18 protein-coding genes are annotated in these 12,858 nt (G+C 31.1%); all 18 read left to right on the top strand.

Annotated elements, in window-relative coordinates; all coding sequences use genetic code 11:
- Nucleotides 1–269, top strand: a 269-nt coding sequence (locus tag G498_RS14910; protein WP_154656450.1) for an IS30 family transposase, incomplete at its 5' end; no start/stop codon positions are given.
- Between the two features lie 83 nt (nucleotides 270–352).
- Complete coding sequence (locus tag G498_RS0109250) at nucleotides 353–892, top strand: hypothetical protein (RefSeq protein WP_131387730.1); 540 nt, start codon at nucleotides 353–355, stop codon at nucleotides 890–892.
- Between the two features lie 222 nt (nucleotides 893–1,114).
- Nucleotides 1,115–1,351: a hypothetical protein gene (locus tag G498_RS0109255; RefSeq protein ID WP_131387731.1), complete on the top strand. Its 237-nt coding sequence runs from the start codon at nucleotides 1,115–1,117 to the stop codon at nucleotides 1,349–1,351.
- 200 nt (nucleotides 1,352–1,551) lie between these two features.
- Complete coding sequence (locus G498_RS0109260) at nucleotides 1,552–2,385, top strand: hypothetical protein (RefSeq protein WP_026980926.1); 834 nt, start codon at nucleotides 1,552–1,554, stop codon at nucleotides 2,383–2,385.
- 195 nt (nucleotides 2,386–2,580) lie between these two features.
- Complete coding sequence (locus tag G498_RS0109265; protein WP_026980927.1) at nucleotides 2,581–3,147, top strand: hypothetical protein; 567 nt, start codon at nucleotides 2,581–2,583, stop codon at nucleotides 3,145–3,147.
- A 153-nt stretch (nucleotides 3,148–3,300) separates the two neighbouring features.
- The gene (locus tag G498_RS0109270; protein WP_026980928.1) at nucleotides 3,301–4,050 is read left to right on the top strand and encodes a hypothetical protein; all 750 of its coding nucleotides are present in this window, start codon (nucleotides 3,301–3,303) and stop codon (nucleotides 4,048–4,050) included.
- A 787-nt stretch (nucleotides 4,051–4,837) separates the two neighbouring features.
- A complete protein-coding gene (locus G498_RS0109275; protein WP_026980929.1) occupies nucleotides 4,838–5,212 on the top strand; it encodes an ArsR/SmtB family transcription factor in 375 nt (124 codons plus the stop codon).
- Complete coding sequence (merTP, locus tag G498_RS0109280; protein ID WP_026980930.1) at nucleotides 5,209–5,808, top strand: mercuric transport protein MerTP; 600 nt, start codon at nucleotides 5,209–5,211, stop codon at nucleotides 5,806–5,808. The genes G498_RS0109275 and merTP overlap by 4 nt, the downstream gene beginning before the upstream one ends.
- Before the next feature lies 1 nt (nucleotide 5,809).
- Complete coding sequence (locus G498_RS15965; protein WP_081694223.1) at nucleotides 5,810–6,016, top strand: GDCCVxC domain-containing (seleno)protein; 207 nt, start codon at nucleotides 5,810–5,812, stop codon at nucleotides 6,014–6,016.
- Between the two features lie 191 nt (nucleotides 6,017–6,207).
- Nucleotides 6,208–6,543 carry a hypothetical protein gene (locus G498_RS15435; RefSeq protein ID WP_051269827.1) on the top strand — a complete coding sequence of 112 codons (336 nt, stop codon included), beginning with the start codon at nucleotides 6,208–6,210 and terminating at the stop codon, nucleotides 6,541–6,543.
- Between the two features lie 190 nt (nucleotides 6,544–6,733).
- Nucleotides 6,734–7,072, top strand: coding sequence for a hypothetical protein (locus G498_RS0109295; protein ID WP_026980932.1), 339 nt, complete (start codon nucleotides 6,734–6,736; stop codon nucleotides 7,070–7,072).
- 172 nt (nucleotides 7,073–7,244) lie between these two features.
- On the top strand, nucleotides 7,245–7,823 hold the full coding sequence (locus tag G498_RS0109300; RefSeq protein WP_026980933.1) for a hypothetical protein: 579 nt from the start codon (nucleotides 7,245–7,247) through the stop codon (nucleotides 7,821–7,823).
- Between the two features lie 159 nt (nucleotides 7,824–7,982).
- Nucleotides 7,983–8,600, top strand: a complete 618-nt coding sequence (locus tag G498_RS0109305) for a hypothetical protein (RefSeq protein WP_026980934.1) — start codon at nucleotides 7,983–7,985, stop codon at nucleotides 8,598–8,600.
- 155 nt (nucleotides 8,601–8,755) lie between these two features.
- Complete coding sequence (locus tag G498_RS0109310; protein ID WP_026980935.1) at nucleotides 8,756–9,343, top strand: nucleoside monophosphate kinase; 588 nt, start codon at nucleotides 8,756–8,758, stop codon at nucleotides 9,341–9,343.
- Between the two features lie 172 nt (nucleotides 9,344–9,515).
- Nucleotides 9,516–10,037, top strand: a complete 522-nt coding sequence (locus tag G498_RS15440) for an STM3941 family protein (protein ID WP_026980936.1) — start codon at nucleotides 9,516–9,518, stop codon at nucleotides 10,035–10,037.
- 844 nt (nucleotides 10,038–10,881) lie between these two features.
- Nucleotides 10,882–11,388, top strand: coding sequence for a hypothetical protein (locus G498_RS0109325; protein ID WP_026980937.1), 507 nt, complete (start codon nucleotides 10,882–10,884; stop codon nucleotides 11,386–11,388).
- 199 nt (nucleotides 11,389–11,587) lie between these two features.
- The gene (locus tag G498_RS0109330) at nucleotides 11,588–12,070 is read left to right on the top strand and encodes a hypothetical protein (protein WP_026980938.1); all 483 of its coding nucleotides are present in this window, start codon (nucleotides 11,588–11,590) and stop codon (nucleotides 12,068–12,070) included.
- Nucleotides 12,071–12,245: 175 nt separating this feature from the next.
- A complete protein-coding gene (locus G498_RS0109335; protein WP_026980939.1) occupies nucleotides 12,246–12,659 on the top strand; it encodes a hypothetical protein in 414 nt (137 codons plus the stop codon).
- Nucleotides 12,660–12,858 lie beyond the last annotated feature (199 nt).

A 12,858-nucleotide genomic window follows, 5' to 3' on the forward strand; every position in this document is an offset into this window, starting at 1 on the left:
TTGCCCATCCATACTCATCTTGGGAAAGAGGAACCAACGAGAACACAAACGGTTTAATTAGGCGATTTTTCCCAAAAGGAACCGATTTTAATAACATAACAATACAGCAAATAAAAGAAGCTGAATACAGCCTGAATAATCGCCCAAGAAAGGTATTGGGCTACAAAACTCCTGCCGAAAAACTCAATGAAGAAATACCATTTTCGGAAATAACTTTTGGCTCATTAAAAAGCCTAAAAAGTTATTCTGAAAAAAGAGTCAATATCTAAGAAAAATACTAAATTTGAAAAACTGAAAACTAAATGACCTTGTTGCATTAAGGTCTTGAATCCACCTTCACTTAAAAATCACAATGAAAAAAACATTTTTACTATTATTCTCTTTATCCCTATTGAATTTTTATTCTTTTGCAGAATGGTATTCTTATAATTCAGTAAATTTTAAAATTTCTTTTCCTCAAAAACCTATTGAAGAAAATAAAACAATGCAAACATTAGGTGGAGAAATTGAAGTCAAAACACTTACATATAAAGCACAAAATCCTGCTGAAAAAAATTTAAAATTTTATGTATCTGTGAATGAAATTCCAAATGCATCAAAAGAGAATTTAACAAATGATGAGCAAAAAACTTTTCTTGATGCAGCAATAAATGGTTCAGTTAGAAATCACAAAGCAACAATTATTTCAGACAATCCTATAACACTCAATAAATATTCTGGACGTGAAGTTAAAATGTCTATGAATGACAATAAAATAATAGTCAATATGAAAAATTATATTGTCAAAAATAAATATTACGGCTTGATAGTATATTCAACAAAACAGAATGACAACAACTCAGAAATAAATCAATTCTTTAAATCCTTTGAAATTAAAGATATTTCAAAATAACTACCGCTAACAAGGGTTTTATGCAAGTGGGGTTTTAGGGTTTATTAGTAAAGGTCAGTGTTTGCACTTTCTTCTCCGAAGCGAGATTTTTTCTTTCACTCTTTTCGGTATATTTGTAAACATCAGTAATAAAAGTCCCCACCGGCATAAAGCCCCGGGACGTTACCGCTCAGTTTGTAAATCGTCCTAAAAAGAAAGTACAGAATAAAGAGACCTAATATTATGAAACAAATTTTTGCAGAAATTGGAAAAGAATTCATAAATGTAATATTGGGAAATGTTTACTCTAAAACTGGTTTGAGTTTGATGCTTTTACTTATTGGTCTGATATGTATTTTCGCTCCAATTGGAAACGAAGAACAGAAACCAAAATGGTTTTACATTGTTGGTAGTGTATTAACTATAATTTCAATATTATTAATAGTCAGAAGATATTTTGAATTAAAGAAAAAAAACTGAAACTGAAACCGAAAATATTACTTGAAAACGTTAACTGAATATGCAACACAAAAAACCGAAGCGGTAACAACGGTTTAAAACCATTGCTAGTTTTAACCTTTAAAAGAAAATCCTGCGGATTTTCAAGCTCTACATTTCATAACAAATAATTCGTAAATTGCCGCAACGGTTTTAAGCCGTAAAACGTTAGCAGAAATTATATGGAACAACCAACCAACCCAGATAATTTAGGAAGACCATTCGTTGAAAATGTTGAGGGATATTTTTCAGAATTTGTCGAATTTGTCGGTGGAAAAATAATTGAAAAGTTGGAAAATAACTTATCAGACAGACCAAATGCTGATTATATTTTTGAAAATCCTGATGTAATTGCTGAATTAAAATGTTTTCAAAAAGATGTTTTTTCAGATAGTGATGATTTTCCAAAGCTTGAAAGACTTTACGAAAAATGGTTTGCTAATAAATCTATTTCTCAAACTCAATTTAGAAAAATTGTGTTTCAAGGTGGACCGTTACCGGAAAAGTGTATTGCGGATCTTATTGAAATAGCATCAAAAACCATTGAAAGGGCAATTTACAAAGCAAACAAACAAATCCAAGAATCTAAATCGACCTTTGAAAAAAAGAACGCTAACGGTATACTTTTTCTAATCAACGACGGAAATTACTTCTTCAACACACAGGGTTTTATAACTATTATTAGTAATGTACTGGCGCGAAAATTTTCAAATCCGTCATTTGACGTTTGCATTTATATTACAATTAATCAAGTTACCCAAAAACCAGGTAGTGATTTTGACTATACGTATTGGGTGCCAATTTATACACGTATAGATAAAAATGGCGAAACTGTTCAAGATGAAAACTTGTTTAATTTTGTAAACAGCCTTGGTGAAAATTTATTTGGTGATTTTTTCACTTTTAAAACTGGACAAGTTTGTGTAAACAGAAGCGAAATAGAAAATTTAGAAAATGGATGGGAAGAAATGAAGAAACATCAGTTTGTTCCAAAAGAAATAGTTTATAAAAAATAACTTCTGCTAACAGCGGTTTTGTGCAAGCGGGGTTTAGGGATTTATCGGTAAGGGTAAGTGTTTGCACTTCTCTCCTATTCTTCAACTTTTTCTTTCAAACTTTTCGGTATATTTGTAAACGTCAGTAACAAAAATCCCCGCCTGACACAAAGCCGGCGGGACGTTGTGCGTAATTGAAAAAAACCGAAACTTAAAATGGAATTATTTGAAAGCTTTAAGAGAATTATAGACACTAATATCATTCTTTGTTTGATTCCAATAATTATAACATTAGCACTTATCAACTTATTTTTCAAGCAAAAATATCCGACCAAAAAAGCCTTAAATTTTACAGGTTGGATTATAATTATTTATACAGCAGCAACTCTAATTCATTTTATTTTTGGAATTATTTTTTATTCCAATGAATATACTTTTATAGAAAGAGCAACTGGGCCATACAAACTTGTATATTGGCTAATGCTTCTTTCATCCACTCTTTTTCCATTTAGTTTGCTATTTAAAAAACTTAGGACTAAATTTTGGTACATTTTATTAGTCAGTTTCTTTATGAAAATTGGAATGTATTTTGAACAATTTGTAATAATTACGACAAGTATACATCGAGATTATTCATCTGAAAAAGGACTTAATAATAATATTAAAGACTTCTTTTTCAATTTAGGTATAATCTACTTTCAAGGTTTCGTAATGGCAATTTTAATGCTAATAATTATAAAAGTAATTGAGAAAAGACAACTACGCACAACAGCGGTTTTATGAAATGGCGGGGCTAGTCTTTATTTGGAAAGGTTTGTGCTTGCACTTCTCTTCTATTTTTCAAGTTTTATCTTTCAAACTTTTCGGTATATTTGTAAACATCAGTAATAAAATTCCGCCACTTCACAAAGCCGGCGGGACGTTAGCAGCAACTATATGAAAACGAAATCTATAACACTAGTACTAAGCATTTTACTTGCATTATTTAGTTGTAAACAAAACAATAAAAATGATAATAAAGAATTAGTTGCTAATCCAGAAGGAAAACAAAAAGATACTTTTCTCACTTTCCAAAAAGAACAAACAATCGAAGATAATTGTAACTGTCCAGAAAATGATTATGCAGGAACAAAAGCAGATACAGTTTTTAAATTTACAAACGGAAAGAAAATTGCATTATGCGGTTATCGAAATCCCGGGAGTAATCCAATAGATTTTTCAGAATTTGTTCTTTCTGTTTGTGGAGAAAACAAAATAATAGACTCGTGGGACGGAACTCAAACTTGTCGTTTAAAAATAAATAAAGACACTTTAATAATTGAAAACGTTGTAAATCTACCTGTTGAACAAGATAGAAAGTTTAAAATAATTGTTTGGGAAATTGAAAAACTATTCTTTAAAAACAAAAATGTAATTAAATCTCTTTCGATAAATAAAAACATACGAACATATAATCAGAATGAAATAGCGGAAACCTTAAAAGAATACGAGAATTCAAAAGGTCAGCTAAATGATAAAAAAATGGAATTAGTAAATAGACTTTTTATATCAACAATTTCGGGAAACAAAACGGCAGGAAAATATTTTAAGGAATTTAAAACCAAGTTTGGAGAAATTGATGGCGCTTTTTCCGAAGAATACAATCAACTTAATTCAATGTTGGAACAATGGAATAAAAAAGAATAGCTGCTGCTAACAGCGGTTTTCTGCAATGGCGGCGACAGTTCATAATGGAACGAGCAGGAATCAAAAGTCTTTGCTTCTTTTCTACTTTTTCCTTTCTAACTTTTCGGTATATTTGTAAACGTCAGTAACAAAAAATCCGCCACTGACAGAAAGCCGGCGGGACGTTATAAGCTAATTGCGTAGTGCGTGTGTAATCAGTACTTTAAAGAAAATAACGAAGCGTAAATTATAAAAAGTTTGCGCACAAATTATTTGAAATTCGTTGTGTAAAAAGTTGGAATCTAAAAGCAATTTGAAAAGTAAAAGCGTAAAAATTGCAACGCAAAATAATGGAAACCAATCTAAATCAAATTTATTACAAGTGTGGAAGAAAAATCCACACATGTAACAAATCGCCAATCAGAATAGAATGCCAACGCGCTTTAGCACTTTTGCTGAAAAAGCAAAAAAGCTAATTTCCCTTCGCTCCTTTCGTGCCAATCAGAACTAAAAAAAAAACGAACTGGAAAATTGCAACGCTTAATTAGTTTTTACAATATTGTGTGTAGCAATCAGCTTATAACAAGGGTTTAGCCGCATTGCTGGTCTAAACTCTAAAAGGAATTTTTTCTTTTATTCATGCTTCGCATTCATAAAATATTTTTTCTTAAATTGCCGCAACGTCGGCCAAGCCTGAAACGTTATGGGCAAGGCTATGACGACACAACCCGACAGACAAAATCGGGTTCTTTTTGATATTTTGTATTTAAGTAATTGCTTAAATAAACAAATTGACTATCTTTGCACTATGGACAACATTTCGTGTATAAGACAACAAGCGGACATTAAGCAAATCAACCGCTGTAAAGACCGAGTATTAGAACTGAACGGTTCGTTTGACTATTTATCCAACGGACTTGAATTGGCGGGTAACAACGTAAGACTGAAAATCCTGTTTCTGCTTTACGAAGAGCAACAACTTTGCGTTTGCGACCTTAGTGACATTCTCGGAATGACCATTTCGGCAATTTCACAACATCTGCGAAAACTCAAAGACCGAAAACTAATTGAAACGGAAAGGCAAGCACAAACCATTTTTTACTCACTGACAAAAGAGTATGAAAAAATGCTCAAACCTTTTTTCAAAATACTTCACGAAAACAAAATTTTGGAAACAATATGAAAACAGACAAAAAATTAATCGGTGCAGGACTTTTGACAGCAATTGCAGCCTCACTTTGTTGCATCACACCTGTATTGGCTCTTGTCGCAGGGACAAGCGGACTTGCTTCAACTTTTTCTTGGCTTGAACCTTTCCGACCTTATTTTATAGGTTTGACAATTTTGGTTCTTGGTTTTGCTTGGTATCAAAAGTTGAAACCTAAAAAACAAATTGACTGCAATTGTGAGACAGAAGAAAAACCAAAATTCATTCAATCCAAAATGTTTTTAGGAATTGTAACAGCATTTGCAATAGTAATGCTTGCCTTTCCTTACTATGCTCACATATTTTATCCAAAGACAGAAAAACAAATCATAGTAGTTGACAAATCAAATGTTCAAACAGTTGAGTTTTCCATTAGCGGTATGACTTGTGCAGGTTGTGAAGAACACGTAAACCACGAAGTGAATAAGCTTTCGGGAATAATAAAATCAACTGTTTCATACGAAAACGGAAATGCAATTGTAGAATTTGATAACTCAAAAACGAACATTGCCGAAATTGAGAAAGCAATAAACGGAACAGGATATTCAGTAACAGACAAAAAGGAAAAATAAAATGGAAATCATACTACAATCAACAATCACTTGCCCAAATTGCGGACATAAAAAGGAAGAAACAATGCCGACAGACGCTTGCCAATATTTTTACGAATGTGATAATTGCAAGACCGTTTTAAAACCACATCAAGGCGACTGTTGTGTTTATTGCAGTTACGGAAGTGTAAAATGTCCGCCAATTCAACAAGACAAGAAATGTTGCTGACAAAAGACGAAAAAGCCCAGCCCATAACAGCGGTTTGGCGTAATGGCGGGTTCGGTGCTTCGTATGACAGTTTTGTGGTAGGTTCAAGTGCAGTGCTTCGATTGAACTTTTGTGCTAAAAATCCGCCACTACGCCAAGCCGCAAACCGTTATAGACAACTTTGGCCAACTGTAATCTAAAAAAGTATTTGAATGAAAAATGAAGTCACTATTAGATTTTCTAAAGCAAATTTAAAAATGCTTCTTAAAAATTTAATTCAAGGCGATGCGGAATATAGCCACGAAGATTTTGCCAATTGGATTTATAGGTTTCATATCCATTTCATTGAATTGTTTGATGCAGGAGAAAACGTTGATTTAGAATTAGAAGAACTGGTTAATGATATTGATGCTCAGTGGGAGTTAAATTTAGCAAACTCCTATAGTCCTGAAGAGCTAAGCAAACTTGATTTTTCCAAAGTCAAATTTCCGATTGAGCTTTTATTAAAATGGAATAAAAAACTAGAAGGAATGAAAAGCTGTCTATAACAGCGGTTTAGCCGCATTGCTTCGCTTTGCTCACCAATTAAAATCCTTCGGATTTTAATGCGCGGCTTTTCATAACATATTTTTTCTTAAATTGCCGCAACGACGGCCAAGCCTGAAACGTTAGCCGTCAGTTTAGCCAAACGAAACGAAGACTTAACGAATAAAAACTTACATAACTAATATCAATCTAATGATTAAAAATATTTTAGCTTCTTTAGGTATTTTACTTTTAATTTTTGAAGCGTATAACTTTATCCAAAAGGAACGAATTAATGAAAAATATTGGAGGAATATTTCAAAAGTAAAAGTTGGAATGACACTAGAAGAAGCAAGAAAAAATATTGGAGATTATAAATATGAATCTTGGACACAGGATAATAAATCTGGAGAAATAATTGTTTCGAGAGATACGAATGGAAAATTAACCTACGCAGTGGAATATGATATGGTTTTCGGTGGTTCAGACAATCCGAAAATATTTTTTGACCCAAATACTCTAATTGTAACGGAAATTCTAAATGGAGAATAAAGCATCTGAAAAACCGAACGGCTAACACCGGTTTAAAACCATTGCTGGTTTATACCTTAAAAGAAAATCCTGCGGATTTTCATGCGCTACATTTCATAACAAATAATTCGTAAATTGCCGCAACGGTTTTAAGCCGTAAAACGTTAGCGGTAATTTTGAAACCGCCCGCAAAATGACTACAAAATTGAAACAAAAAGTATTAATTTTAATTTCGATTCTATTTCTTTATGGTTGTGGAACTGGGCCTTGGTTTATGTCTAAAAAGATCTACAAAACCTATAAAGAAGATATTTACGCTTTGCCAACTGATTCATTAAAAACTAATGGATATTACATTCAAGTAAATGAACTTCAACCAAATGTAAATTTTAGAGACGTTATAATATTTTACAAAAATGGATATACTACTCACTTTCGTCTTTCACAAAGTGAATTGAAAAACAATATTGAATCAGAAATTACTCAAAATAAAAATACAACATATAAAACTTTAGATTGGTGGAAAATATATCACGATTCAATTGTGATTGAACACTTTGCTGATTCTAACAAAGAAATGTTTACTTCAAACCACTTTCAAAGAGGAAAAATACTTAATGACACTCTAATTGAATTAAAGTATGACGACTCATCTTTTCTTCCAATTAAGTTTAAATTTGTAAAAACTGATTCTTTACCTCAAATAAAAAATAAAGGGAGATATTTAAAAAAGAATTGGTATTTAGAAAATATAAATAAAAATAGACATTAGAAAAACTACCGCTAACAACGGTTTAAAACCATTGCTGGTTTTTTCCTCTAAAAGAAAATCCTACGGATTTTCGAGCGCTGCATTTCATAACAAATAATTCGTAAATTGCCGCAACGGTTTTAAGCCGTAAAACGTTGTACACAAGCTAAAAAAAAAGGAATGAAAATAAAGTTCTTTACACTTCTCTACTCTCTGCTTATTTTATCATTCGTTGGATGTGCTCCTTTTTCAAAAAAGGTAACATTGAATGACCATACATATTTAAATAGTGAATCTATTAATAAGTTAAATGGAACATACGAAATAAATGCATCCAAAATAATATACAAATCGTCACGAGATAATAAAACTAAGATATTTGAAAATGATTCAGTTGATAAGTATTACAACTTATTTCATTTTGTAAAAACTGAAAATCAAGAATTAAGGGCCGATAGTATCAAAAATTTAATTAAAAAATATGATGTCAGAATAGAAGTTTTAGATAAAAAGAAAATCTCATTTAGCTTGCTAAAAAATAATCTAAAAGTAGATAGCTCAATTGTAAATTATAAAATAAAAAACGATGGCTATATTTATTTAAAAAACAAAAACTTCAAAAGTAATTGGGTTCCAATATTATGTGGAAATTTTTCAATAAATAGAACTCGGTTGAGTTTAAATAACGAAAATAGTTTGATATTAAATAACTCTAATTATTTTCATGGAGCCATATTAGTAATTATTGGAGATTCTAGAAGTTTTAAATTTGAGGGTCGATACAATCGAAAAAAATAGCCTGTGTACAACAGCGGTTAAAAACCATTGCTGGTTTATAACTTTAAATGAAAATCCTGCGGATTTTCGAGCATCTCATTTCATAACAAATAATTCGTAAATTGCCGCAACGGTTTTTAGCCGCAAAACGTTATGCACAACCATATCAAAACTAAATGAAAAAAATCAGTTTTCTTTTTTTAGATTATCAAATTTCAAATTCTAAAACTCAAAAAGTAATTAGTGAAATGTTTAACCTTTTCCTTTTTGATTTTACAGTTCAATTTAGAGAACTAATATTTGAGCAAGATAATGAAGTCTCAAAAGAAATTAAATCATTTTTAGACAGTGGAAATATGGTTCCAACAAATTGTCTTGAAAAGGTTCTGAAAATCCAACTTAGTAAAATAGAAAATCAGGACATTTTATTGACTAATTTCCCGAGAACTAAAGAACAATTCCTAATGCTTGATAAGCTATTACTGAATCTAAATATTAAAATTGAGAGGATTTGGTTCATCAAACAAAGAAACCCAGATGAATATTTAAAAAAGTATTTTGAAAATACCGAAAATAAAAAATGGTTAGACAAATTTGGTGATGAAGTAATCGATAAATGGAACGATGAGTTTACGAAAAGAAAAGAATTCGTTATAGAAATTCAAAATACAACTAAGAATATCGAATGGAAAATTATAGAAATGGACTATGTTTCTGAAATAAATGAACAATTCATAATCAAAAAAATAAATGGCTGTGCATAACAGCGGTTTTGTGAAATGGCGGGTTTGAGGATTTTTTGGAATGGTTAGTGTTTGTATTTCTTCTTTAAAAAGAAGTTTTTTCTTAATTACTTTTCGGTATATTTGTGAACAACAGTAATAAAATTCCGCCACTTCACAAAGCCGGCGGGACGTTACCGGTAATGCTAAAAAAATGCGTGAAATCAAACTTTATAAATCAAAAAACAGAGCACTGAAACTTCTTTTTGGAGGTGGAGCTTTTGTTGCAATTGGTTTTTTTATAATGGATAAAAACCCTTTTGCCGCTTGGGCAGGTATTTTATTCTTTGGATTAGGAATAATTGTAGGTTTATTTCACTTATTTGATAAACGACCTCAAATCATAATAAATGAATTAGGAATTTTTGACAGGACAACTCTGAAAGATTTTATTAATTGGGAAATTATCAACGATGCATATCTAATTGATATCTATAATCAAAAATTTATATGCTTAGTAGTTGACAAAGAATATAAACCATCAAATAAAAAAAATGATTTTTACAAACTTGCTGTCAAACTAAACGAAAAAATTGGCGCTCAAGAATTGAATATAGCCTTAGGACAAATAGACATTGATCCTAACGACTTCTTACAGTTTATAATAGAAATGAAAAATGCAGAAGGAAATAATAAAACAAAATTAATACTGGACGGAATAAAGCACTACCGGTAACAGCGGTTTTGTGAAAGCGGGGTTTGGGTGTGTATTGGGAAGAACCGGTGCTTGCACTTCTCTTCTATTTTTAAGCTTTTTCTTTCTAACTTTTCGGTATATTTGTAAACATCAGTAACAAAAATCCCCACCATCACAAAGCCGGCGGGACGTTACCAGCTATTTAACATGAAAACTGCTCAAAATAAATAACAGATTTCTTTGTCCGAATTGTAAATTAGTAGAATATTATTTTGACGGTGAAAAACTAAAATGTCCAAATTGCAATCAATATGATTTTGAATCTGCTTTATATGAAAGTGAAGGAAATATTCACTATCAGAAACTAATCGAAAAAGAAAAACCTTTTTTTGAATTAGTTTACGGTGAAGTTTACAGCTGTGAGGTAGAATATTACGATAAACATGAAGAAACTAGTGTTATTCCAATTATTTCAAAAAGTAACTCTAATAAAATTTTCATTATTATTGATGGTATTAATTGCAATTTAAAATATCCTGAAATAGTAAAATCTATAATGTCAAAATCTTATTCAGAGCTATGGGATATTACAATAAAAAATAAAATTCTATTCGAACATAAATGTCCAATAATAGTTGGAGCAACTGAAGACAACAATACAATAGTTAGCTATGATGGTTGGATTTTTAAAAACTTTGTAAAAAAGTAAACAGCTGGTAACAGCGGTTTAGCCGCATTGCTGGTCTAAACTCTAAAAGAAAATCCTGCGGATTTTCATGCGCTGCATTTCATAATAAAATATTTCTTAAATTGCCGCAACGACGGCCAAGCCGCAGAAACGTTAGCAGTTATCGCAAAACTACAAAAGAGAATTCGACTTAAAATGAACAAGATAATTTTACTTATTAGTTTTATCCTATTAGCTTGTCTTCAAAAAGACAAACCTTTCTTTGATTTTGACGAAGTTTATCATTATCAAACAACAGAAAATGAATCTAGATTATATTCTGAGCGTAATCCTGATACACCACAATTAGAAAAAGACGAGTACAAAAAGATTACTTATTCAAGTAATTATCCAAAAAGTCTTAATGATAATTGGTTTTTAGAAAGAGTTGAAAAATACTTTCCAAAAAAACAAAAAATTGATAATCGCAAATTGAATGAGCTTTCTGAAATCTTTACTGAAAGAAAAGAAAAAAAAACAATATTTTCTGCTTGTGTGCCTATATATAGAAATATTTTTATTTTTAAGAAAAATGGTAAAGTTGTAGGGATTTCAAAAATATGTTTTGGTTGTTTAGAAGAACATACTATTGGGACGAGAAGAAATACTGAAAATTTTGGATCTCATGATGAATATGAAAAATTGAAAAAAATAATCCAATAAAGCGACAACTGCTAACAGCGGTTTTAAGAAATGGCTAGGTCAGTGATTTTTTGGAAAAGCTAGTGTTTGCACTTTTTCTTTAAATTGAAGTTTTTTCTTAATTCCTTTTCGGTATATTTGTGATGGCTTGTGAAGAAAATTACGCCACTTCTTAAAGCCGCAACACGTTGTGCGTAATGTTAGAAAAACAAAATCTAAAATGACTAATAATCAACAACAAACAAAATATATAGCATTAGTAATTTCAATTTTGATTTTCCTTTCATTAAATTTTGGGTTGGGACCAACAACTCTTTTTGGAATGGCTGAAACTATGCAAAATCTAACTCATTATTATTTTGGAGTCGGTACTTTTACTATTGATTATTTAATGATTGCGCTATTTCCTTTTTTTAGTGTGTTATTATTAACAAAGCGTGAAAATTTTTCCTTCATTGAATTAATAACTAATAGCTTTAAAATTTTAATTTGTTCGCTTATTGCATTTTCAGTTGGTTTATTAATTCTAACTAAAATTGGAAAGCATGAAAATCCATTAATTCCAGAATATTTACTTACAGAACCGTTTAATTTGTATTCAACATTTTGGATTGGGATTGGAATTATTATTCCATTTTTACTAAAAAACAAAACTGAACAAAAGATAATCGAAATAGATAATATTGGACAAAAAAGTGAATAGAAACACTACGCACAACAGCGGTTTAGCCGCATTGCTTCGCTCTTCTCACTAATTAAAATCCTTCGGATTTTAATGCGCAGCTTTTCATAACATATTTTTTCTTAAATTGCCGCAACGACGGCCAAGCCGCGGGAACGTTAACGGCAAGCTTGGCAAAACGAAATGGTAAAACGAAATGACAAATCAAAACGACTATAAAAAGCTATACGAAACAGAAAAATTTGTCATTGGGCATATTTATGAAAATGCCTACTTAATTGAAAAAGTTACAAAAAAATCAATTTTTATTGGTAGTTTTTATGGTGATCCAGAATGTGCTTTAATAAGTCGTGACAATACTTGGGGGTTAATCGGAGGTTCTTCACTCCTACTATTAATCTTTAAAGAATTAATTGAGATACATGATGTAGAACTTGACTGGATAAGAGGACTCAGACAAACTGATAATTTTAAAGTAGAAATACTCACTGACCCATTTTCTGACAACTCAGCTATTTGGGAGTTTAATATTCTAACTAAAGAAAAAAGAAAAATAAAAGACTTTCCAAAGTATAAAGGTAAACCATATTCAGAAAACATTGAATGGTAAGAGAAAGCCAGCCGTTAACAGCGGTTTTGTGCAAGCGAGGTTTTGGGGATTTATCGGTAAGGGCTTGGTGTTTGCATTTTCTTCTCTCTTTCGGGGTTTTTCCTTTCTAACTTTTCGGTATATTTGTAAACATCAGTAATAAAAATCCCCGCCTGACACAAAGCCGGCGGGACGTTATAAATCAGTTGCCTTGCGCGCG

It is taken from the genome of Flavobacterium suncheonense GH29-5 = DSM 17707 (assembly GCF_000430025.1).
Classification (GTDB): domain Bacteria; phylum Bacteroidota; class Bacteroidia; order Flavobacteriales; family Flavobacteriaceae; genus Flavobacterium; species Flavobacterium suncheonense.

What these genes read in the sequence shown, in the direction of transcription:
- G498_RS0109250 (WP_131387730.1), top strand. Translation starts at nt 353, where the DNA reads ATGAAAAAAACATTTTTACTATTATTCTCTTTATCCCTATTGAATTTT.
- G498_RS0109255 (WP_131387731.1), top strand. Translation starts at nt 1,115, where the DNA reads ATGAAACAAATTTTTGCAGAAATTGGAAAAGAATTCATAAATGTAATA.
- G498_RS0109260 (WP_026980926.1), top strand. Translation starts at nt 1,552, where the DNA reads ATGGAACAACCAACCAACCCAGATAATTTAGGAAGACCATTCGTTGAA.
- G498_RS0109265 (WP_026980927.1), top strand. Translation starts at nt 2,581, where the DNA reads ATGGAATTATTTGAAAGCTTTAAGAGAATTATAGACACTAATATCATT.
- G498_RS0109270 (WP_026980928.1), top strand. Translation starts at nt 3,301, where the DNA reads ATGAAAACGAAATCTATAACACTAGTACTAAGCATTTTACTTGCATTA.
- G498_RS0109275 (WP_026980929.1), top strand. Translation starts at nt 4,838, where the DNA reads ATGGACAACATTTCGTGTATAAGACAACAAGCGGACATTAAGCAAATC.
- merTP (WP_026980930.1), top strand. Translation starts at nt 5,209, where the DNA reads ATGAAAACAGACAAAAAATTAATCGGTGCAGGACTTTTGACAGCAATT.
- G498_RS15965 (WP_081694223.1), top strand. Translation starts at nt 5,810, where the DNA reads ATGGAAATCATACTACAATCAACAATCACTTGCCCAAATTGCGGACAT.
- G498_RS15435 (WP_051269827.1), top strand. Translation starts at nt 6,208, where the DNA reads ATGAAAAATGAAGTCACTATTAGATTTTCTAAAGCAAATTTAAAAATG.
- G498_RS0109295 (WP_026980932.1), top strand. Translation starts at nt 6,734, where the DNA reads ATGATTAAAAATATTTTAGCTTCTTTAGGTATTTTACTTTTAATTTTT.
- G498_RS0109300 (WP_026980933.1), top strand. Translation starts at nt 7,245, where the DNA reads ATGACTACAAAATTGAAACAAAAAGTATTAATTTTAATTTCGATTCTA.
- G498_RS0109305 (WP_026980934.1), top strand. Translation starts at nt 7,983, where the DNA reads ATGAAAATAAAGTTCTTTACACTTCTCTACTCTCTGCTTATTTTATCA.
- G498_RS0109310 (WP_026980935.1), top strand. Translation starts at nt 8,756, where the DNA reads ATGAAAAAAATCAGTTTTCTTTTTTTAGATTATCAAATTTCAAATTCT.
- G498_RS15440 (WP_026980936.1), top strand. Translation starts at nt 9,516, where the DNA reads ATGCGTGAAATCAAACTTTATAAATCAAAAAACAGAGCACTGAAACTT.
- G498_RS0109325 (WP_026980937.1), top strand. Translation starts at nt 10,882, where the DNA reads ATGAACAAGATAATTTTACTTATTAGTTTTATCCTATTAGCTTGTCTT.
- G498_RS0109330 (WP_026980938.1), top strand. Translation starts at nt 11,588, where the DNA reads ATGACTAATAATCAACAACAAACAAAATATATAGCATTAGTAATTTCA.
- G498_RS0109335 (WP_026980939.1), top strand. Translation starts at nt 12,246, where the DNA reads ATGACAAATCAAAACGACTATAAAAAGCTATACGAAACAGAAAAATTT.